This is a genomic window from Rhodococcus sp. NPDC080181, assembly GCF_040702225.1.
In the GTDB taxonomy this organism is placed as follows: domain Bacteria; phylum Actinomycetota; class Actinomycetes; order Mycobacteriales; family Mycobacteriaceae; genus Rhodococcoides; species Rhodococcoides fascians.
Genome location: NZ_JBFBKN010000007.1, coordinates 198,748 through 218,656, shown reverse-complemented (window position 1 = coordinate 218,656; position 19,909 = coordinate 198,748). Strand labels below are relative to the sequence as shown.

At 65.2% G+C, this 19,909-nt stretch carries 19 protein-coding genes and 2 tRNA genes; 12 read left to right on the top strand and 9 right to left on the bottom strand.

Going from position 1 to position 19,909, the window contains the following annotated elements:
* The first annotated feature begins 219 nt into the window (after positions 1-219).
* Positions 220-291 (top strand) — tRNA-Gln (locus AB0O58_RS11395).
* A gap of 99 nt (positions 292-390) precedes the next feature.
* Positions 391-463 (top strand) — tRNA-Glu (locus tag AB0O58_RS11390).
* A gap of 91 nt (positions 464-554) precedes the next feature.
* On the opposite strand, the gene AB0O58_RS11385 is transcribed toward AB0O58_RS11390, so the two are convergent.
* Positions 555-722, bottom strand: coding sequence for a DUF5302 domain-containing protein (locus AB0O58_RS11385; RefSeq protein ID WP_157889886.1), 168 nt, complete (start codon positions 720-722; stop codon positions 555-557).
* 131 nt (positions 723-853) lie between these two features.
* On the bottom strand, positions 854-1,582 hold the full coding sequence (locus AB0O58_RS11380; protein WP_032366378.1) for an IclR family transcriptional regulator: 729 nt from the start codon (positions 1,580-1,582) through the stop codon (positions 854-856).
* Positions 1,583-1,727: 145 nt separating this feature from the next.
* Here AB0O58_RS11380 and leuC point away from each other — a divergent pair, with 145 nt between their 5' ends.
* The 3 genes from leuC to AB0O58_RS11365 all read left to right on the top strand — a co-directional run bounded on the left by leuC (position 1,728) and on the right by AB0O58_RS11365 (position 4,692).
* A complete protein-coding gene (gene leuC / locus AB0O58_RS11375; RefSeq protein ID WP_283550161.1) occupies positions 1,728-3,182 on the top strand; it encodes a 3-isopropylmalate dehydratase large subunit in 1,455 nt (484 codons plus the stop codon).
* Between the two features lie 47 nt (positions 3,183-3,229).
* The gene (gene leuD, locus AB0O58_RS11370; RefSeq protein WP_032366380.1) at positions 3,230-3,847 is read left to right on the top strand and encodes a 3-isopropylmalate dehydratase small subunit; all 618 of its coding nucleotides are present in this window, start codon (positions 3,230-3,232) and stop codon (positions 3,845-3,847) included.
* Between the two features lie 149 nt (positions 3,848-3,996).
* Positions 3,997-4,692, top strand: coding sequence for an HU family DNA-binding protein (locus AB0O58_RS11365; protein ID WP_027496655.1), 696 nt, complete (start codon positions 3,997-3,999; stop codon positions 4,690-4,692).
* Positions 4,693-4,804: 112 nt separating this feature from the next.
* Here the strand turns inward: AB0O58_RS11365 and AB0O58_RS11360 are convergent, their stop codons facing one another.
* The 3 genes from AB0O58_RS11360 to cofC all read right to left on the bottom strand — a co-directional run bounded on the left by AB0O58_RS11360 (position 4,805) and on the right by cofC (position 8,845).
* On the bottom strand, positions 4,805-5,740 hold the full coding sequence (locus tag AB0O58_RS11360) for an NUDIX hydrolase (RefSeq protein WP_032390087.1): 936 nt from the start codon (positions 5,738-5,740) through the stop codon (positions 4,805-4,807).
* Positions 5,740-7,860 carry an RNA degradosome polyphosphate kinase gene (locus AB0O58_RS11355; RefSeq protein WP_228139401.1) on the bottom strand — a complete coding sequence of 707 codons (2,121 nt, stop codon included), beginning with the start codon at positions 7,858-7,860 and terminating at the stop codon, positions 5,740-5,742. Before AB0O58_RS11355 ends, AB0O58_RS11360 begins: the two co-directional genes overlap by 1 nt.
* 187 nt (positions 7,861-8,047) lie before the next feature.
* Complete coding sequence (gene cofC, locus AB0O58_RS11350) at positions 8,048-8,845, bottom strand: 2-phospho-L-lactate guanylyltransferase (protein WP_174557266.1); 798 nt, start codon at positions 8,843-8,845, stop codon at positions 8,048-8,050.
* 101 nt (positions 8,846-8,946) lie between these two features.
* On the opposite strand from cofC, the gene AB0O58_RS11345 reads away from it, so the two are divergent.
* Positions 8,947-9,945, top strand: a complete 999-nt coding sequence (locus AB0O58_RS11345; RefSeq protein WP_032387213.1) for an NAD(P)H-dependent glycerol-3-phosphate dehydrogenase — start codon at positions 8,947-8,949, stop codon at positions 9,943-9,945.
* Between the two features lie 73 nt (positions 9,946-10,018).
* A complete protein-coding gene (locus AB0O58_RS11340; RefSeq protein ID WP_032370774.1) occupies positions 10,019-11,125 on the top strand; it encodes a D-alanine--D-alanine ligase family protein in 1,107 nt (368 codons plus the stop codon).
* A gap of 7 nt (positions 11,126-11,132) precedes the next feature.
* On the opposite strand, the gene AB0O58_RS11335 is transcribed toward AB0O58_RS11340, so the two are convergent.
* Both AB0O58_RS11335 and AB0O58_RS11330 read right to left on the bottom strand, forming a co-directional pair.
* Positions 11,133-11,765 (bottom strand): DUF3515 domain-containing protein, encoded by a 633-nt coding sequence (locus tag AB0O58_RS11335; RefSeq protein ID WP_204879672.1) that lies wholly within the window; start codon positions 11,763-11,765, stop codon positions 11,133-11,135.
* A 3-nt stretch (positions 11,766-11,768) separates the two neighbouring features.
* Positions 11,769-12,017 carry an Lrp/AsnC ligand binding domain-containing protein gene (locus AB0O58_RS11330; protein WP_032370776.1) on the bottom strand — a complete coding sequence of 83 codons (249 nt, stop codon included), beginning with the start codon at positions 12,015-12,017 and terminating at the stop codon, positions 11,769-11,771.
* A 185-nt stretch (positions 12,018-12,202) separates the two neighbouring features.
* Here AB0O58_RS11330 and AB0O58_RS11325 point away from each other — a divergent pair, with 185 nt between their 5' ends.
* From AB0O58_RS11325 to AB0O58_RS11315, 3 genes are read left to right on the top strand one after another with little or no spacing between them, the layout of a single operon-like run.
* Positions 12,203-13,210: a thiamine-phosphate kinase gene (locus AB0O58_RS11325; RefSeq protein ID WP_167327848.1), complete on the top strand. Its 1,008-nt coding sequence runs from the start codon at positions 12,203-12,205 to the stop codon at positions 13,208-13,210.
* A gap of 38 nt (positions 13,211-13,248) precedes the next feature.
* The gene (locus AB0O58_RS11320) at positions 13,249-13,773 is read left to right on the top strand and encodes a gamma carbonic anhydrase family protein (RefSeq protein ID WP_366238193.1); all 525 of its coding nucleotides are present in this window, start codon (positions 13,249-13,251) and stop codon (positions 13,771-13,773) included.
* On the top strand, positions 13,770-14,462 hold the full coding sequence (locus AB0O58_RS11315) for a uracil-DNA glycosylase (protein ID WP_283549191.1): 693 nt from the start codon (positions 13,770-13,772) through the stop codon (positions 14,460-14,462). The genes AB0O58_RS11320 and AB0O58_RS11315 overlap by 4 nt, the downstream gene beginning before the upstream one ends.
* A 5-nt stretch (positions 14,463-14,467) precedes the next feature.
* Here the strand turns inward: AB0O58_RS11315 and AB0O58_RS11310 are convergent, their stop codons facing one another.
* Together AB0O58_RS11310 and rpmB are read right to left on the bottom strand one after the other, a co-directional pair.
* Positions 14,468-15,262 (bottom strand): enoyl-CoA hydratase-related protein, encoded by a 795-nt coding sequence (locus AB0O58_RS11310; protein WP_032366585.1) that lies wholly within the window; start codon positions 15,260-15,262, stop codon positions 14,468-14,470.
* Between the two features lie 145 nt (positions 15,263-15,407).
* Complete coding sequence (gene rpmB, locus AB0O58_RS11305; RefSeq protein ID WP_008717389.1) at positions 15,408-15,599, bottom strand: 50S ribosomal protein L28; 192 nt, start codon at positions 15,597-15,599, stop codon at positions 15,408-15,410.
* A 283-nt stretch (positions 15,600-15,882) separates the two neighbouring features.
* On the opposite strand from rpmB, the gene AB0O58_RS11300 reads away from it, so the two are divergent.
* Both AB0O58_RS11300 and recG read left to right on the top strand, forming a co-directional pair.
* On the top strand, positions 15,883-17,550 hold the full coding sequence (locus tag AB0O58_RS11300; protein WP_366238192.1) for a DAK2 domain-containing protein: 1,668 nt from the start codon (positions 15,883-15,885) through the stop codon (positions 17,548-17,550).
* Positions 17,551-17,564: 14 nt separating this feature from the next.
* Positions 17,565-19,844, top strand: a complete 2,280-nt coding sequence (gene recG, locus AB0O58_RS11295) for an ATP-dependent DNA helicase RecG (protein ID WP_032372635.1) — start codon at positions 17,565-17,567, stop codon at positions 19,842-19,844.
* Positions 19,845-19,909: the final 65 nt, after the last annotated feature.

Here is a 19,909-nt window from a genome sequence, read left to right as displayed (position 1 = left end):
ACGCTCACGAAACAGGAGTCTGCTGCATGCTCTGCGGCCGACGATGCGCGGGTTCTGCGTTCACGCGATGGTGTCCGAGCGGGCCTCGCGGGCGGTCGAGGGCGGTTATCAGGGCTCTGAGCAGCCGATTTGGAGAATGGGTAGTGACCTTTGATAGTCTCTATCCCGGCTCGAAACGCAGTGCACATCGATCGGATGCGTACTTCGATTCAAGTCCATTGGGGTATGGTGTAATTGGCAACACAGCGGTTTCTGGTACCGCCATTCTAGGTTCGAGTCCTGGTACCCCAGCGAGCAGGTGAGCGGCGATTTTGCCGCCGATGCCGAGGCAGTTAAGCTACCTCAGCATCACGTGTTCGATACAGCGTCAACAATGCAGGTGAAGTTCCTGGCCCCGTCGTCTAGCGGCCTAGGACGCCGCCCTCTCAAGGCGGTAGCGCGGGTTCGAATCCCGTCGGGGCTACGAAGACAGAACCCCCTCGATCTCCGGATCGAGGGGGTTCTGTCGTTTCGGTGTGACCGTCGTTGCTGTCGTGCGGTGGTGTCGCTTCGCGTCAGACGCTCTTGCGGCGGAACATCTTCTGGTGATCGGCCGGACCGTGGACATTGTTCACCTTGGGGCCACCGTCCTTGTGGTCGACGGAATTGTGCGACTTGCTGTTCTTCTGTTCGAGAACCTCGCGGAACTTCTTCTTCAACTCTTCGCTGCCGGATTCTGACATGGGGCACTCCTTGCAGTCGGCGACCGGCCGGGTGGGCCGTTCGAGACGAACGTACTCCACTTCTGCGGCCTCTTCAGCCGGTTTTTGGTGGGGTGCCGCTCGATCGGCCTCGGTTCGGCGCTCAGAGGCGCTCAGAGGCGCTTGTGCAGCGCGTCGGCGGCGGCGAGCAGGTCTGCCGCCCAGCGTGCGCCCGGCTTGCGTCCGATGCGGTCGATCGGGCCGGACACCGAGATCGCCGCCACGACAGTGTCGTTGCTGTCGCGAACGGGAGCCGAGACGCTCGCGACCCCCGGCTCACGTTCACCTGCGCTCTGCGCCCACCCTCGCCTGCGGATCTCCAGCAGCACCCGTTCGCCGAATTCGGCGTCCGGCAGCACTGTGCGTTGAGTCTGCGAATCTGCCCACGCCAGAAGAACTTTCGCCCCGGAGCCGGCTGTCATGGGTAGCCGGGCCCCGACGAGCACGGTATCTCGGAGACCGGTCGGGGGCTCCATGGATGCGACACAGACGCGAACGGTCCCCTCGCGGCGGTAGATCTGCACGCTCTCTCCGGTGATTTCGCGAAGCCGAGGCAGTACCGATGCTGCGGCGTCGAGCAGCGCATCCGACGCGCTCGCCGCCAATTCCCCCAGCCCCGGACCGGTGCGCCACAATCCGTCGGAATCGCGCACGAGGAGGCGGTGGGTTTCGAGTCCGACCGCGAGCCGATGCGCAGTGGCGCGGGGGAGCGCTGTGCGGGCACACAGGTCGTTGAGAGTGCAGGGTGTCTCGGCCACTGCATGCAACACGGCCATGGCCTTGTCGAGGACACCGATACCGCTCGATTTGTCGACGGCGCCGCTCAGGCTATGCTGTCTCATAGAACGATATTAGCCTCCCGAATGCTGAGATTGCACAACCGTGAGAAGTCCAGCGTGCCGCGGGGGACGATGTCGAGACGATCACGCGAGGTGGACCAGCCCGTCCGCCGGCGCGACGACAGGGAAGACGAGGTCTGCGACAGCGATGTCCGAAACGACGAAATCCGATGCGTCCGTAGCACAAGCGCCGAAGACGCTGGCGGAGAAGGTGTGGGACCAACATGTGGTCGTCCCCGGTGGGGGAGAAGGCGGTGCACGTGAGCCGGATCTGATCTACATCGATCTGCACCTCGTACACGAGGTCACCAGCCCCCAGGCATTCGACGGTCTGCGTTTGGCCGGCCGCGAGCTTCGTCGCCCGGACCTGACGATCGCAACGGAGGACCACAACGTCCCGACGGCCGACATCTTCGCGCCGATCGCCGATCTCGTCTCACGCACCCAGGTCGATACTCTGCGCCGCAACTGCGAGGAATTCGGAGTTCGGTTGTACCCGATGGGAGATCTCGATCAGGGCATCGTCCACATCATCGGCCCGCAGCTCGGTCTGACCCAGCCGGGTATGACCATCGTGTGCGGAGACAGCCACACCTCGACGCACGGTGCATTCGGTTCGATCGCAATGGGAATCGGCACCAGCGAGGTCGAGCATGTGATGGCCACCCAGACTCTGTCTCTGCGACCGTTCAAGACCATGGCCATCACCGTCGACGGAGAACTGGCTCCCGGTGTGACGAGCAAGGATCTGATTCTCGCGGTGATCGCCAAGATCGGTACCGGCGGCGGTCAGGGATACGTGCTCGAATATCGCGGTGAGGCCATCCGCAAGTTGTCGATGGAAGCCCGAATGACCATCTGCAACATGTCGATCGAGGCCGGGGCGCGCGCGGGCATGATCGCACCCGACGAGATCACGTACGAATACCTGAAGGGACGGCCGCATGCGCCCCAGGGGGCGGAGTGGGATGCGGCGGTGGCCGCCTGGAACGAACTGGCAACCGACCCGGATGCAGTGTTCGACAACGAGGTACACATCGATGCGAGCGCTCTGACGCCGTTCGTCACCTGGGGAACGAACCCGGGTCAAGGTGCTCCGTTGGGAGATGCCGTGCCCGATCCCGAGGCAATGCTCGACGAGGGCGAGCGCGTATCGGCCCAGAAGGCCTTGCAGTACATGGGTCTCGAAGCCGGTACACCGATCCGCGAGATCTCCGTCGACACCGTGTTCGTCGGCTCCTGCACCAACGGCCGCATCGAGGATCTGCGTGCGGTGGCGTCCGTCCTCGAGGGCCGCCGCGTCGCAGACGGCGTGCGAATGCTGGTGGTACCCGGGTCGATGCGGGTGCGCGCGCAGGCCGAAGAGGAGGGACTCGGTGAGATCTTCACCGCAGCAGGGGCCGAGTGGCGGCAGGCCGGCTGCTCGATGTGTCTGGGAATGAACCCCGATCAGCTCACCTCGGGAGAGCGTTCGGCATCCACGTCCAACCGCAATTTCGAGGGGCGTCAGGGCAAGGGTGGTCGCACTCACCTCGTGTCGCCTCTGGTTGCGGCGGCCACTGCAGTTCGCGGAACCCTGTCCTCTCCGGCGGATCTCGCGTAGCAGCGAGCCCTCCGACCGGATCGATCGAACTCACAGGAGAAATTTCGATGGAAGCTTTCACTCGACACAAAGGCATCGGCGTTCCGCTCCGGCGGTCCAATGTCGACACCGACCAGATCATTCCGGCGGTCTATCTCAAGCGCGTGACTCGCACCGGATTCGAGGACGGATTGTTCGCCGGTTGGCGATCCGATCCGAACTTCATCTTGAACCTCGCGCCTTACGACCGCGGATCGGTTCTCGTGGCCGGGCCGGACTTCGGCACGGGATCGTCACGCGAGCACGCTGTCTGGGCGCTGTCGGACTTCGGTTTCAGGGTCGTCATCGCATCCAGATTCGCCGATATCTTCCGCGGAAACATGGGCAAGGCCGGCTTGGTGGCGGCCGAGGTCGAGCAATCGGACGTCGAATTGCTGTGGAAAGCCTTAGAAGAACAGCCCGGTCTGGAGCTCGTCGTGGACCTCGTCGACAAGACGGTCACGGCTGGAACCTTGGTGGTGCGCTTCGCGATTGACGACTACACGCGGTGGCGTCTGCTGGAGGGTCTGGACGACATCGGACTGACATTACGCCAGGTAGAGGCCATTACGGAGTACGAAAAGTCAAGGCCTTCATACAAACCCCTCACCCTTCCGGCAAGGATCGAGGAGCCTTCGAAAAGCTGACGGACGGGGGGTCCGACACGCTTTGCGGCCGTGAAGCATTCCGCGACACCGAAATGAAAATTGGCGTGGCGCATAGACTCTTGACGACTTGGGGTTTACCGTTGTAGTAGTCGGTCCGACGATGGGCCACAATATAGCGGAGGAAATCCATGAACAAGGCAGAGCTGATTGACGCCCTGACCGAGAAGTTGGGGTCTGACAGGCGGAGCGCCACAGAGGCTGTCGAGAACATCGTCGACACCATCGTGCGCGCGGTCCACCGCGGCGAAAGTGTCACGATCACGGGCTTCGGCGTGTTCGAGCAGCGTCGTCGCGCGGCGCGTGTCGCCCGTAACCCCCGCACCGGTGAGACCGTTCGCGTCAAGCCGACCAACGTACCGGCATTCCGTCCGGGCGCGCAGTTCAAGGCCGTCATCGCCGGTGGACAGAAGCTGCCCGCAACCGGACCTGCCGTCAAGCGCGGTTCGGCAGCAGCTCCGGCCAAGAAGACTGCGGCAGCGAAGAAGACCGCCGCCAAGAAGGCAGCGGTGAAGACGACCGCCCGCAAGGCCACCACCGCGGCAGCCAAGAAGGCGGCTCCGGCGAAGACTGCCGCGAAGAAGGCAGCTCCCGCAAAGACCGCCGCCAAGAAGGCAGCTCCCGCAAAGACAACCGCACGCAAGACCACGACGGCTGCTGCCAAGAAGGCTCCGGCCAAGACGACCGCACGCAAGGCTGCAACCACTACGGCCCCTGCCAAGAAGGCTCCGGCCAAGACAGCGGCCAAGAAGACCGTCGCCAAGAAGGCCCCCGCCAAGAAGGCTCCGGCCAAGAAGGCACCCGCGAAGCGCGCTGCAAAGAAGTAACGCTCGACCGGCACCGGTCATCCAGGACCGGGTCGTTCTCGCACTCCACAGAAGGCCCCGACCGAAATTTCGGTCGGGGCCTTCTGCCGTGTTCGTGATCCGCGGATGCAACTCAGTCGTCGGCGACCAGGTTCGGTAGCGGGCTGGCGATGTGGTCGGCCGCAACGAGCCGACCGTCGTGGCGCGAGAGCACCCACACGCTCCCTTTTCGATTCCTGTTGGCAGGCAACGTGATGCCGTCCTTGTCGGCCCACCATCGCATGAGATCGGGGATCACCTTGCCTTGGCTGCAGATCACCGGTGTACCCATCGTCTCGGCGATGTCGCGAGCCCGGTGGCGGCCCTTTCGGGGGTCCTCGGCGTACCCCTCCTCGGACAGCAGGTGCTCCGGTTCGACCTGCACGCCCAGCGATTCGGCAAACGGCGCGACCGTCTGTTCGCACCGGACGCGGTCGGCTGCATACACCGAGTCACCGCCGAACGCGCCCAATAGTGAGACGAGTGCCTCGGCCTGACGTCTACCGGTCTTGTCGAGGGGGCGATCGGCGTCGTTGCCCTTGTATCGCGACCGCGAGCCGGCACTGCCGTGCCGGACCAGCAGCACGGTGGACGTAGCGGCCGGCTTGGCGACGAATCGTCGAAGAATCTTGTGGTCCATGGGATACGAGAGTTCGCCGCCGATCTTGTCGGGTGCGATCCAACGGAGTTCGTCCACTTCGTCGTTCGGGACGAATTCTCCGCCGGTTGCCTCGGCAGCCCAGTAGAGCACCTTCTTCATGCGACGGTGGCCGGGAATCGGGTAGGTGACGTAGGACAGCGACCGTCCGAGAGTCGAGTCGAAGCCCGTCTCCTCCTTGACTTCTCGGACAGCCGCGTCGACCGCTGTCTCTCCGGGATCGAGCTTTCCCTTGGGAAAAGACCAGTCGTCGTACTTCGGCCTGTGTACCAGAGCTACTTCCACCACCGAGTCGTTCTCCGGCGATCGTCGCCACAGAATCGATCCGGCCGCGAAGATGTTGGCGCGGGGGGAGCCATCGGAAGTGCCCATCAGGACGCCTGATTCCTCCGGCTGCGCATCAATTCCACCTGGTGTTCTCGGACACTTTCGCCTTGCGCAGGCGACGCGACCCAGCCACCGTCCGGCCCCAGTTCCCAGCAGCGGGTGGTGGGGTCGAGAGCCGAGTCGAAGATGTCACCGAGTTGCTTGGTCAGCTTCGGATCCTTGACCTGGGCCATCACTTCCACTCGCCGGTCGAGGTTTCGGTGCATCATGTCGGCGCTGCCGATCCAGAATTCGTCGGCACCCTGGAAATGCAGAACCCGTGAGTGTTCGAGGAACCTGCCGAGAATGGACCGAACTTCGATGTTCTCCGACAGGCCCGGTACGCCCGGCTTGAGCGCGCAGATCCCGCGTACGACCACCTTGACGGGGACCCCGGCGACCGATGCGCGGTACAGCGCGTCGATCACCTGCTCGTCGACAAGAGCGTTGGCCTTGAGGCGAATTCCGGCTGCGCGGCCCGCCTTGAGGTGCTCGACTTCTGCTTCGATGCGCTCGACGATGCCGCGTCGCACGCCGTACGGGGCCACGAGGAGATTGCGGTACTTGGACTTTCGCGAGTATCCGGTGAGCGAGTTGAACAGGTCGGTGAGGTCCGCACCGATTTCGGGCGACGACGTGAGCAACCCGACGTCCTCGTAGATACGCGCCGTCTTCGGGTTGTAGTTGCCCGTGCCGATATGGCAGTACCGGCGGATGACCGATCCTTCTCGGCGGACGACGAGGCAGGTCTTGCAGTGAGTCTTCAACCCGACGAGGCCGTAGACCACGTGCACCCCGGCCTTTTCGAGCTTGCGTGCCCACTCGATGTTCGCCTGCTCGTCGAATCGTGCCTTGATCTCGACGAGGGCTACCACCTGCTTGCCGGCCCCGGCCGCGTCGACGAGTGCGTTGACGATCGGCGAGTCACCCGAGGTGCGGTACAGAGTTTGCTTGATCGCGAGGACCTGCGGATCGGCCGCAGCCTGTTCGATGAAGCGCTGCACGCTGGTGGAGAACGAGTCGTACGGGTGATGCACCAGAACGTCGCCGTCGCGAAGCGTCGAGAACACGCTCTTCGGGGTTTCGCGCTCACCGAACGCCGGATGTGTTGCCGGGACGAAGGGAGCGTCCTTGAGATTGGGGCGGTCGACGCTGTAGACCTGCCACAGGCACGACAGATCGAGCAGACCGGGAACCTGAATGACGTCGCCCGGATCGACGTCGAGTTCGCGTAGCAACAGTTCGAGCATGTGCTCGGTCATGTCGTCGGCGATCTCGAGGCGGACGGGAGAACCGAAACGCCTACGCGCCAGCTCTCGTTCGAGTGCCTGCAAAAGATCCTCGTCGCGGTCCTCTTCGACCTCGAAATCGGCGTTGCGAGTAATGCGGAACGCGTGGCTCTCGACCACCTCCATGCCGGGGAACAACACGTCGAGGTGCGCCGAGATCAATTCCTCCATCGACAGGAAGGCGTCGATGCGATGGCTCCCCTCACCGCGCTTGACGCGCACGAACCGGTCGACGTTGTCGGGTACCTTCACACGGGCGAAGTGCTCGCCGGTTGTGGAGTAATCCTTCACCGTCACAGCGAGATTCAGGCTCAGGCCGCTGATGTACGGGAAGGGGTGCGCCGGGTCGACGGCCAGCGGGGTGAGGACCGGGAAGACCTGTTCGGTGAAATAGTCGGACAGACGCGCACGCTCGTCGCTGTCGAGATCGGACCACCGGATGATTGCGATGCCCTCGGCCGTGAGCTCGGGCAGGATCGAATCGAGCAGTACTCGGGCGTGTTTGAGAGCGAGCTCCTGAGTGCGCTGCCCGATGACCGCGAGCTGCTCGCGCGGGGTCATGCCATCGGCCGATCGAACCGACAGTCCGGTCTCGTCGCGGCGTTTGAGCCCTGCGACACGAACCATGTAGAACTCGTCCAGATTGGACGCGTAGATGGCCAGGAACTTGGCACGCTCGAGTAGCGGCAGGGACGAGTCCTCTGCAAGCGCGAGAACACGGGAGTTGAAATCCAGCCAGCTCAATTCCCGGTTCAGGTACCGATTTTCGGGAAGCACCATGGCGGCATCCACCGATTCCGGAGTGGCGGCAGGAAGGGCGGAGGGAATGCTCGGCATCGTTGCGGTCACCGGGGCACTCCACACCGGCTCCGCACCGTTGCTGTCCGCACCGTTGCTCTCCGCGGTCTCGATCGCCGGATCTTCGGTCGCTGGCTGCGCGTCGTCTGTGCTCACAGCACGATCATCCCCCATACCCGCCGTCGGTGAAACTCCGATGACCGAACTTGTTCGCACGTCCACCGAATCACGCGGTGGTTGCGGATTCCTCGTCGCTCCAACCGAGTGAGCGAAGTACGGCTGTCGTCTCCGGCCCGACCCCGAGTCGATGAGCCCGACGTACGTCGTCGACGGTGTCGACGTCGAGTCGAAGTCCCGGCCACGTGCCGTCCAGTGGTCGCGCTCCCGACAAGGTGTGGCGGCGTGCGGAATCCGATCCGAACAGCGGCGCGAGCTCGTCGGCAGAATTCTTCAGGATCAGCGCTGCGGTTCCGGTGCCGTGATGGTCGACCACGACCGACCTGCCGCCGGAGACTGCCGTCGCATACGCCTGCGCGAGTTCGGCGGGACGTAGCGCAGGCAGATCCGCTTGCAGCGCAACGATGTCGACCCGATCGGCCGGGGCCGCGCCGGGGTTCCCGTGGCGATCGCGTGGTGCGTGATCGACTCGCAGTGCGGCCGCAGCAGCGGAGAATGCGGCATTGAGACGGGCTTCGGGATCTCGAGCGCCGGAAGCCGACGGTTCGTCCAGCACCCGGGCACCGATTTGTCGCGCGGTGTCGGCGACGACCGGATCGGGTGTGACGACGGTGACCGAATCGACCACCGACACCGAACCGGCCGCGGTGACCGTGTCGACGAACATGGCGAGCACCAATCGGGTCCGGTCGGCCCCGGAGAACTCGGACGCCAGACGGGACTTCGCCGCTGTCAGGTCCTTGACCGCGATGACGACTCCGACCGCGCGGCGCAGCGCATCGGACGGCCGACCCTCGCGGTCGTCGTCGCTGCTTCGAATTGCGCCCATGGTGTTCGATCCTGCCAGCGTCACCGATGTCTGCCGACTCCGACCGCCCGGGCAGGTCTGCGCGTTAGGGTGATGCGCGCGTAGGCAGGGCATCGGCGAGCAGGTGAGAGGTTGGCGGCATGAGCAGAGCAGCGGTACTGGGGTCCGGGTCGTGGGGTACCGCATTCGCCAAAGTGTTGGCCGATGCCGGAACCGATGTCACCATGTGGGCGCGCCGAGAGGAACTCGCTGCCTCGATCAGCGAACGGCACGAGAACGCGGACTACCTCCCCGGAATCGAACTGCCGTCGTCGATCCGCGCCACGAGCGATCCGGCGACGGCCCTCGACGGTGCGGACATCGTGGTGCTCGCGGTGCCGTCGCAGAGTCTGCGCGCGAACCTGTGGGAGTGGACGGATGCGATCGCACCGCACGCGACACTGCTGTCTCTGGCCAAGGGCATAGAGACCGGAACGCTCATGCGCATGAGCCAGGTGATTTCACAGGTGACCGGGGCCGATCCCAGCCGGGTGGCCTGCCTGTCCGGGCCGAATCTGGCGCGCCCGATCGCCGAGGGGCAGCCGGCCGCGACCGTCATCGCGTGTTCCGACTCGCAACGAGCGCTCGAGATTCAAAAAGCTTGCGCCACAGGATATTTCAGGCCGTACACCAACTCCGACGTCATCGGTGCCGAGATCGGTGGCGCGTGCAAGAACGTCATCGCCCTCGCCTGTGGAATGGCCAGCGGAGTCGGCTACGGCGAGAACACCCTCGCGTCGATCATGACCCGAGGCCTGGCCGAGATCATCCGGCTCGGTGTCGCGCTCGGGGCCACACCGTCGACGCTGTCCGGGCTCGCCGGCGTGGGAGATCTGGTCGCCACCTGCTCGTCGCCGCTCTCGCGCAACCGTACGTTCGGTGAGCGGCTCGGTTCGGGAGGCTCCCTCGAGAGCGCGCAGGAAGCAGCGCACGGGCAGGTGGCCGAGGGCGTGAAGTCCTGTACGTCGGTGCGCGCGCTCGCCGAGAGCTACGACGTCGAGATGCCGTTGACCGATGCCGTGCACCGTGTGTGCCACGGGGGAATGTCGGTTCCGGACGCGGTGGGCCACCTGCTGGGGCGTCGAATCAAGCCCGAGTGAGGTCACGTTCTCGACGTGTGCACGAACAGGGCGAATCCGCGTTCGCGGGGAGACGGCGGTACGGTTTGTCACCGTGAGTACTCCCCGAATCAAAGTTGCCGTCGTCTTCGGTGGCCGCAGCAGTGAGCACGCGGTGTCCTGTGTCTCGGCGGGTAGCGTGCTCGCGAATCTGGACCCCGATACCTACGAGGTGGTCCCGGTGGGGATCACCCCCGACGGTGCCTGGGTGCTCGGCTCCAGTGATCCGGATGCGCTGACGATTCGTGATCGAGTACTGCCGACGGTGGACAAGTCCGGTGCCGCACTCGCGCTGAGCACCGATCCGGGACGCGCAGGCGCGCTGATCGCTCTCGGTGAGGGCGACGCCGGACAGGTCCTGGCTGCGGTCGACGTCGTGTTTCCGGTGCTGCACGGGCCGTACGGCGAGGACGGCACCCTGCAGGGAATGCTCGAACTCGCCGGTGTCCCGTACGTGGGTCCCGGAGTGTTGGCCAGTGCCGCAGGCATGGACAAGGAGTTCACCAAGAAGCTTCTGGGAGCCGACGGACTACCGATCGGCAGGCAGGTCGTGCTGCGACGCGGCACCGATGACCTGACCGAAGCCGAACGCGACCACATCGGTCTCCCTGCCTTCGTCAAGCCCGCGCGAGGCGGATCGTCGATCGGAATCTCGCGCATCACCTCGTGGGATCACCTGCAGTCGGCGATCGGCGTTGCCCGAGAGCACGACCCCAAGGTGATCGTCGAAGGAATGATCCACGGCCGCGAGGTCGAATGCGGCGTACTCGAATTCCCCGACGGCAGCGTGCGCGCCAGCGCGATCGCCGAGATCCGGCTCCCCGACGCGGACAGCGACGATCACGCCTTCTACGACTTCGACACCAAGTACCTCGACGATGTCAGCGAATTCGACATTCCTGCCACACTCGACGACGACATCAGCGATCGTATTCGCGAACTCGCAGTCTCGGCCTTCCGCGCATTGGACTGCCAAGGATTAGCGCGGGTCGACTTCTTCGTCACCGAGGAAGGCCCGGTGATCAACGAGATCAACACGATGCCCGGATTCACGTCGATCTCGATGTACCCCAAGATGTGGGCCGAGAGCGGAATCGACTACTCGACCCTGATCAGCACCCTGATCGACACCGCTCTCGCACGCGGTACCGGCCTGCGCTGACCCGGCGCTACTGCAACGGTGCCGGGTCGAGGGGCTGCTGGGGTAGTGCTGCCGACACTGCTGACGAGGCATCCTGCAGAGGTGTCGGGCCGGAGTCGCCGGGAATGGTGAGAGCGATGTACGTGCCCCGATCGACGACGAACCACGTGCTGGCGTCGATGCCGTCGTTCTCGCCGGACACCTCGAACCACTGGACGCCGTCGATCACCTGAAGTGGTGCAGCCACATCGAATCCGACAGGGCGAGGCAGCCCGCAGCGAAGCACGACCGGCTCGGCGTTCTCCTCGGCCGATACCCAGGCTCGGACTCCGACAGGTGCCGGGTCGGCCAGGTCGGCGCGGCTGTAGTCGCCCAGCTCGTCGGGCAGCGCATCGAGGAGGGTCGAGCACTGTGCGCTCGCGGCGTCGGGTGCGTCGACCGGCCCCAGCGCTACCGGATCGTGGGCGGGGGAGCTGTTCACCGCTATCGCGGCCACGAGAACTCCCACCACCAACGCGACCGGCAGGGCGATCGCGGTGGCTATGACCGCAGGGTGGCGCTGCTCGCGGGTCTCGTCGGCCGCTGCTGCATTCTCGGACCGGGTGCCGGCGTCGTCGCCGTTGTCTTTGTCGTGGTCGTGGTCGTGGTCGGCAGAGTTCATGCGCTACCGAACCGCCGAGGTCGACTGCGGGGCGACGGGACAGGTGAGGGTGCGCGTGATGGCGTCGACCTTCTGAATTCGGGAGACGATGTCCGCGATCTCGGTGTCGGATGCGCCGTCGGCCCTGACGATGACGTCGTAGGGTCCGACCACAGCTTCTGCGGATACGACGCCGTCGACCGACTCGATCTGCCGCGCAACGGTCGTGGCACGGCCGACTTCGGTCTGAACGAGAACGAAGGCTTGCACCATCGGTGGTCCCTTTCCTTGCTGGGACGATCGACTGTAAGTTGAGTCGACTGTACGTTGAGTCGGTTGCGTACTCACAGCACGAAACCGGCTGCGCCGGACCGGGCCCGGGCACCGCTAAAGGTACCGCAGGCGCGGTGCCGGTTTCGCGGGAGACCGACGTCCGAATTGCGCTCTGAGGGAGGAACATCATCGACGACACCGGCCCTTCGGGGACCACCGCCGCCGAACCGACGGTGGCCCAGATCGGCGAGTTCGACGTCATCGCCCGGGCCGTCGCCGATCGAGTGCAACCGACGTCGACCATCGTCGGCCCCGGCGACGACGCTGCCGTCGTCAGTGCATCCGACGGCAGGGTGGCCGCCACGACAGATATGTTGGTGCACGGCAGGCACTTTCGGCTCGATTGGTCGACTCCGGTGGAGATCGGCCGGAAGGCGATCGCGCAGAACGGGGCAGACATCGCCGCGATGGGTGGGCAGTGCTCGGCATTCCTGGTTGCTCTCGGCTGCCCGGCGGACACACCGGTGAGCGTGACGGACGGTCTGAACGAGGGCATGTGGCGCGAGGCGTCGGCTGCGGGTTCGGCGATCGTCGGCGGTGATGTGGTGCAATCGGATCAGCTGGTGATCTCGATCACTGCGCTCGGTGACCTACAGGGCAGGGCTCCCGTACTGCGATCGGGTGCGCAGGTCGGTGATGTGATCGCGTTCGCGGGGCGGCTCGGGTGGTCCGCGGCCGGACTCGCTCTGTTGCTCGCGGGCGGCGATCGCTCCGGGCACGACGCGGTTCTCGATGCACACCGCGTGCCCGCCCCGCCGTACCGTGCCGGAATCGAGGCCGCCGAGGCAGGCGCGACATCACTCACCGATGTGTCCGACGGGTTGTCGGCCGACCTGGGGCATATCGCCGACGCATCCGGCGTATCGATGGTTCTGGAACCGGAGCGTCTTCCGATCGCCGACGAAGTCCGTTCGGCTGCAGAGCTGTTGGGGGCAGATCCCCTCGAGTGGGTACTCACCGGCGGCGAGGATCATGCTCTCGTCGGCACGTTCCCCGGCCTCGCTACCGTTCCGACGGGGTGGATCGTGATCGGCCGCGTCGAGCCGGCGTCGAATGCAACCGACGGTGGCGTCACTGTCGCCGGGCACCACCGCGTGGGCAGATCCGGTTGGTCGAGCTTCGACGGAGAGTGAGCTCCGACCGGGTCCATGGAGTCGGCTAAGTTGCAAGGATGGCTATCTACGCGCTCGGCGACCGCGAACCCGATATTCACCCGGACGCCTATGTCCATCCCGATGCAGTCGTCATCGGAGCGGTGACCTTGGCGGCGGGATCGTCGGTGTGGCCGACGGCCGTGCTCCGAGCCGATTACGGCACGATCTCCGTCGGTGCGGGCACCAACATTCAGGACGGGACCGTCATCCACTGCACCCCCATCGACGCGACCGTGATCGGTGCCGGATGCGTTCTCGGTCACAATGCGCATGTCGAGGGTGCGACCATCGGCGACAACTGCCTCATTGCATCGGGTTCCGTGGTGCTCAACGGCTCGAGGATCGGGGCCGGTTCCATCGTGGGTGCGGGTGCGGTGGTGCCGTTCAAGTTCGTCGTTCCCGAACGCAGCATTGCGCTCGGTGTTCCCGCGAAAATCCGTGAAGGCTTCGAGGTTCCGGAGGGGCACGTGGACATCAACGTGCAGATGTACTCCGCGAACGCCGCGTACTACCGCGACGCGCTGCGCCGGATCGACCGATGACGGCCCGCCCGCTCGCCGAGAGCGTGGATCCGGGTTGGGCCCGTGCCTTGGCACCGGTCGAGACGAATGTTGCTGCGATGGGCGACTTTCTGCGAGCCGAGCTCGCCGCCGGAAAGCACTACCTCCCCGCCGGTGAGAACGTTCTGCGTGCTTTTCGGTACCCGTTCGACCGGGTTCGGGTGCTGATCGTGGGCCAGGACCCGTACCCGACCCCGGGTCATGCAGTGGGGCTGAGCTTTTCGGTCGCCCCCGACGTGCGTCCCGTTCCACGCAGTCTGGCCAACATCTTCAAGGAATATTCGGACGATCTCGGTCTGCCGACACCCAGCAACGGTGATCTCACGCCGTGGGCGGAGCAGGGTGTGATGCTGCTCAACCGAGTGCTCACGGTCGAACCGTCCGCGGCGGCGTCGCACCGCAAGAAGGGCTGGGAAGCGGTGACGGAGCAGGCAATTCGTGCTCTTGTCGCCAGAGCCGAAGATCCCCGGGCCCCCGGCCTGGTGGCGATTCTCTGGGGACGTGACGCGGCGACGCTCAAACCCATGCTGGGATCGGTGCCGTGCATCGAGTCGGCCCATCCGTCACCGCTGTCCGCATCACGGGGATTCTTCGGATCCAAGCCCTTCAGTCGCGCCAACGAATTGTTGGTCGAGGGCGGGGACGAACCGATCGACTGGACGTTGCTGTGACCGGCTCAGGAAAAATCGGGGCGACGCTTCTCGACGAATGCGTCGACGCCTTCCACTCCTGCAGGTGAGACTGCGGCCGCCGAGATCGAGGCGGCCTCGGCATCCAATTGCTCTGCCAGAGTTGCGGTGTCGGACGCCGCGAGCAGCTTCTTGATTCCCTGATACGCCGAGGTGGGGCCGACGGCGAGGGTTCGGGCCAGTCGTTCGGCCTCGCTGTCGACGAAGTCGTCGCCCACGAGGCGGCTGAGGATTCCGAGACGCACCGCATCCTCACCGTTGAGAATCGAATCGTTCAACAGGATGTCCATTGCGTGGCCGGATCCGACGATGCGGGGCAGGGTCCAGGACATGCCACCGTCCGGCGTGAACCCGATGGCGGGGTAGGCCGGTCGAAGCTTGGTCGACGGTCCGCCGATGGCGATATCGGTGAGACACACCAGGCTCATGCCGGCGCCGGCCGCCCAGCCGTGTACACCAGCGACGATGGGAACCGTCACTGCTGCCAGTTCGCGAACGAAGGCGTGGAACGCATCGGCAACCGAGCCGACGAAGGCACCGCGATCGTCGGCACCGGCGAAGTCCCGTACGTTGCCGCCGGCGCAGAAGTTCGGCCCGCGGCCGATGAGCAGGACGCTTCCTACAGATGTGGCACCGGTGTTCACCTCGTGCAGTGCCTGCGTTCCCGAGGTGATGCCGTCCAGGTCGAGAGAGGAACCGCCCGCCTCGGTGGCGACGACGATGTGCAGCACTCCGTCTTCGATGCTGACCTTGCTCGAGCTTTCGCTGTCCGAATGAGTCACGTTCGGCACTCTATCGGACGTCCAACTGTTTGCCCGAATGCGCAGGAACATCGACAGACAACTGTGCCCCGCATCCGAGTGGATGCGGGGCACAGTTCTCGCACGCGGTCGAGGCCGTGGAGGAAATCGAAGAGCGGGGCCGAAATCAGCCCCGAACCACCTTGCCTGCCTTCAAGCAGGAGGTGCACACGTTCATGCGCTTGGAGTTGCCAGGCGCAACCTGAGCGTGAACGGTCTGAATGTTCGGGTTCCAACGACGGTTGGTCCGTCGGTGCGAGTGCGAGACCGACTTACCGAAGCCGGGCCCCTTGGCGCATACGTCGCAGACGGCAGCCATAGTCGCGAACTCCTTGTTAGATGTTGAGCGTTACATGTGGTCGAAGACATCGAAACGAACTACGAGCAGATGCAAGGATTGCAATGCGTGAAGATCGCCTCGAGGCAACCCTGCAAGAATAGCGGCGTCCCACCCAATCACCAAACCGCCACCGCAGACGAGGTGTACCGGCTCACGCGGGCCGCGCTGACGATTCTGCCCGACTAAGCTTCGGGCACTGTCCGGGGCCGACATCGTCGGGCCCGGGCGCAGGTACGGACGGAACGCAGGGGAGGCGCTCGAGGTGGTCGACGTACTCGAATCCATCGATGCCTCGGGCCTGCGCCGGTGGGCCTATCGCTGTGTGGATTCCCTCACTGCTCGGTGCGACGAGATCGACGCACTGAACGTCTTCCCGATTCCGGACTCCGATACCGGCACCAACCTGATGTTCACGTTCCGCGCTGCGGTCGAGTCCATGCGCAGTGCCGGGCCGGCCGCGGGCGCGGGTGCGATCGGACGGGCTCTGGCGGTGGGAGCCGTATCGGGCGCGCGAGGAAATTCCGGGGTCATCGTCTCGCAACTCCTGCGCGCCGTGGGTGAGGCCGCAGCCGACGGTCCGCTGGACACCGTGTCGATCCAGGCCATGTTGCGGCGTGCACGAGTTCTGGTGGCGGGCGCGGTCAGTGTCCCCGCCGAGGGCACCATGCTCACGGTGCTCGAGGCTGCTGCCCACGAGGCCGCTGCCCACGACGCGAACGTCGATCTGGCCACGCTGGTGGTCGATATCGCGGAGGCCACCGCTCGCGCTCTCGATCGCACGACGGACCAACTCGCACCGTTGCGAGAGGCGGGCGTCGTGGATGCGGGGGCGCTGGGGTTGTCGGTGATCTTCGACGCGTTGGTCGAGGTCGTGACCGGCCGCACCCCGCCGAGGCGACGCTATCGCCGTCCTCAGGACCACGAACGGGTGATCGAAGTCGGTGTTTCGAACGCACCCGGAGCCTCCGACGGGGCGGCGGCTCGTTCGCAGTCCCGGCCGCTCGGCTACGAGGTTCTCTACGTCGTCCCCGGCATCGACGACACCCGCGCGGCTGCGCTGCGTGCAGCGCTGTCGGACCTCGGCGATTCGGTCGTGGTTGCCGGAGACGGCTCCGGGGCGTACTCCGCTCATGTGCACACCACCGACCCGGGCGGTGCCGTCGAGTGCGGGATCGCGGCGGGAAGTATTCGAGGAGTGCGCATCTCGTGTTTCGGACTGGCCGAGTACGCCGTCGACGCGAACGTCGGTGAGCACGAGCCCGAGGCTATGTCGGTGGGTCGCGATATTTTGGCCCTGGTCGCCGGTGACGGTGCCGCGGCTCTCTACGTACAGGAAGGTGCGACGGTGGTGCGATGCGACGAGCCCATCGATTCGTCGGTGTTGCATCGCGCCATCGTGGGCATGAAGCACCGCGAGGTTCTGGTGCTGCCGAACGGGGCGCTGTCCGCTCAGGAGCTCGTTGCCGTCGGTGCTGCGGCCAGGGCCGACGGTAAGGACGTGTCGATGTTGCCGTGCTCGGCGATGGTGCAGGGGTTGGCTGCGCTTGCAGTGCACGACGCGGCCAGAGCAGCCGTCGACGATGCGTTCGCGATGTCCGATGCTGCAGCGGGGACGAGGTGGGGTTCGTTGCGCATCGCCGAGCAACGCTCGCTGACCTGGGTCGGCATGTGCGAGCCGGGTGACTGTCTCGGTCTGGCCGGGCAGGAAGTGGTGATCGTTGCCGAGCATCCGCTCGATGCCGGATGCAGACTGCTGGACCAGCTGTTGGCCACCGGCGGTGAGATGGTGACGGTGTTGCTCGGGGCGCTGGCTCCTGCGGATCTCGGAGGTCGGCTCGCCGACTATGTGGCGGGTGCGCATCCCGGCGTCGACGTGGTGGTCTACCCGGGCGGGCAGCCCGGGGATCTCGTGCAATTCGGAGTGGAATAGGGAATCTCGGAACTATGGCAACGCTGGTGGATCGGCTCGACGATGTCCTCGGAGCGGCGGCTGCGGCACCGCTGGCCGAGGTGTTCGGCATCCATACCGTCGAAGACCTGCTGCGGCACTACCCGCATCGCTACATGACGCACGGTTCCGAGCTCGGCGAGAAGGAACCCCCCGAGGGGGAACACATCACCATCGTCGCCACCGTGGAATCGGCGACCCTGCGTTCGATGAAGAACCGCAACGGTCAATTCCTTGCCGTCACCCTTGCGGCCGACGGGCAGCGGATCGAAGCCACGTTCTTCAGCCCGCACAAGCTCAAACACGTGGTCGTGCCCGGGCGGCGGGGCATGTTCTCGGGCAAGGTCAAGTATTTCGGTCGGCGGTGGAACCTCACCCACCCCAGTTACGTGATCCTCGGGGGTGACGACAACGACGGGGCCATCGTCCCCGCGGGTCGCATCGTCGGCGGTGGCACGCTGGCCGGCCTGGCGCGTGGCTCGGTCGATTCGTCCGGAGCCGTCGACATGTCGGTGTTCGACCGCGCCTTCGTACCTATCTATCCTGCGGCGAAAGATGTCGAGAGCTGGACATTCATGCGCTGCGTTCGGCAGGTACTCGACCAGCTGGACGACGTGGTCGATCCGCTGCCGGAATCGGTGCGCCGCGAGCGTGGCCTCATCGACATCGACGCCGCGCTGCGTTCGGTCCACTTTCCCGATACTGCGGCGGACAAGGACGCCGCCCGGGAACGATTGAAGTTCGACGAGGCATTGGCTGTTCAATTGGTACTCGCGGACCGACGACGCGACGCGTCCGACCGGGTAGCTGCGCGGTGCCCACCGATCACCGACGGCATCGCGGCGGAGTTCGACCGCCGGCTGCCGTTCGAGTTGACGGTCGGTCAGCACCAGGTTGCTGCGGAGATCGCCAACGACCTGTCGGGCCCGCATCCGATGTCGCGTCTGTTGCAGGGCGAGGTCGGCTCGGGTAAGACCATCGTCGCGTTGCGTGCCATGCTGCAGGTGATCGACGCCGGACACCAGTGCGCACTGTTGGCACCGACGGAAGTGCTTGCCTCCCAACATGCGCGATCGATCCGATCGATGCTCGGCACGCTGGCCGCCGGTGGCGAGCTGGGATCGCACGAGCTGGCCACCAAGGTGGCTCTGCTGACGGGGTCGATGTCCACTGCGGCAAAACGATCGGCCCTGCTCGATGCCGTGACAGGTGATGCCGGGATCGTCATCGGCACCCACGCTCTCATCGAGGATCGGGTCGAGTTTCTCGACCTCGCGATGGTCGTCGTGGACGAGCAGCACAGATTCGGTGTGGAGCAGCGAGATGCCCTGCGCGCGAAGGCTCGTGGAAACACCAGCCCGCATCTCCTCGTGATGACGGCGACACCGATTCCGCGCACGATCGCGATGTCGACGCTGGGGGACCTGGAGACGTCGGTACTGACGGAGCTTCCGCGCGGCAGGTCGCCGATCGTCAGCAACGTCGTCCCGGCCAGATCCAAACCGGGGTGGGTGGATCGAGCCTGGCAACGGATTCACGAGGAGGTCGCGGCGGGCCGGCAGGCCTACGTGGTCTGTTCTCGTATCGGTGACGGCGAGGATGCGGACACGGGGAAGAAGAGCGGAGCGGCGAAGAAGGCTGCGCCGAAAGTGGAGGACGGGCCGGAGACCACGGCTGCCGTGGATCTCTACGAGACGCTCTCCGCCGGTCCGATGGCCGATCTTCGTGTGGGGCTTCTGCACGGGCGACTGTCCGGTGATGACAAGGACATCACGATGTCGGAATTCAACGCGGGTGAGATCGACGTGCTCGTCTGCACGACGGTGGTCGAGGTGGGCGTGGATGTACCCAATGCCACGGTCATGGTGATCATGGATGCCGACCGCTTCGGCGTCAGCCAGCTCCACCAGTTGCGCGGCCGAATCGGCCGTGGCGGGCATCAGGGGCTGTGCATCATGATCAGCTGGCTCAGTCCGGGCGGTGGGTCGTTCGCTCGGCTCGAGGCTGTGGCCGCCACCAACGACGGGTTCGAGCTCGCCAAACTGGACCTGGCGACCCGCCGAGAAGGTGACGTGTTGGGAGCCGCGCAGTCGGGCACGGTGACCGGACTTCGGTTGCTCTCGTTCATCGACGACGAGGACATCATTTCCGACGCCCAGGATTGTGCCCGGTCGTTGTTCGCGCGGGACCCGTCTCTGGCCGACAATCCCGGCATCGCGTCGATGATGCGTTCGGCGTGGCGATCCGACAGAATCGACTACCTCGACAAGTCCTGACCCCGTCGCAGTCCGCACTGCACCGTTTCAGTAGCCGAAATTGAACAAAAGTTCCCGCATCGTGG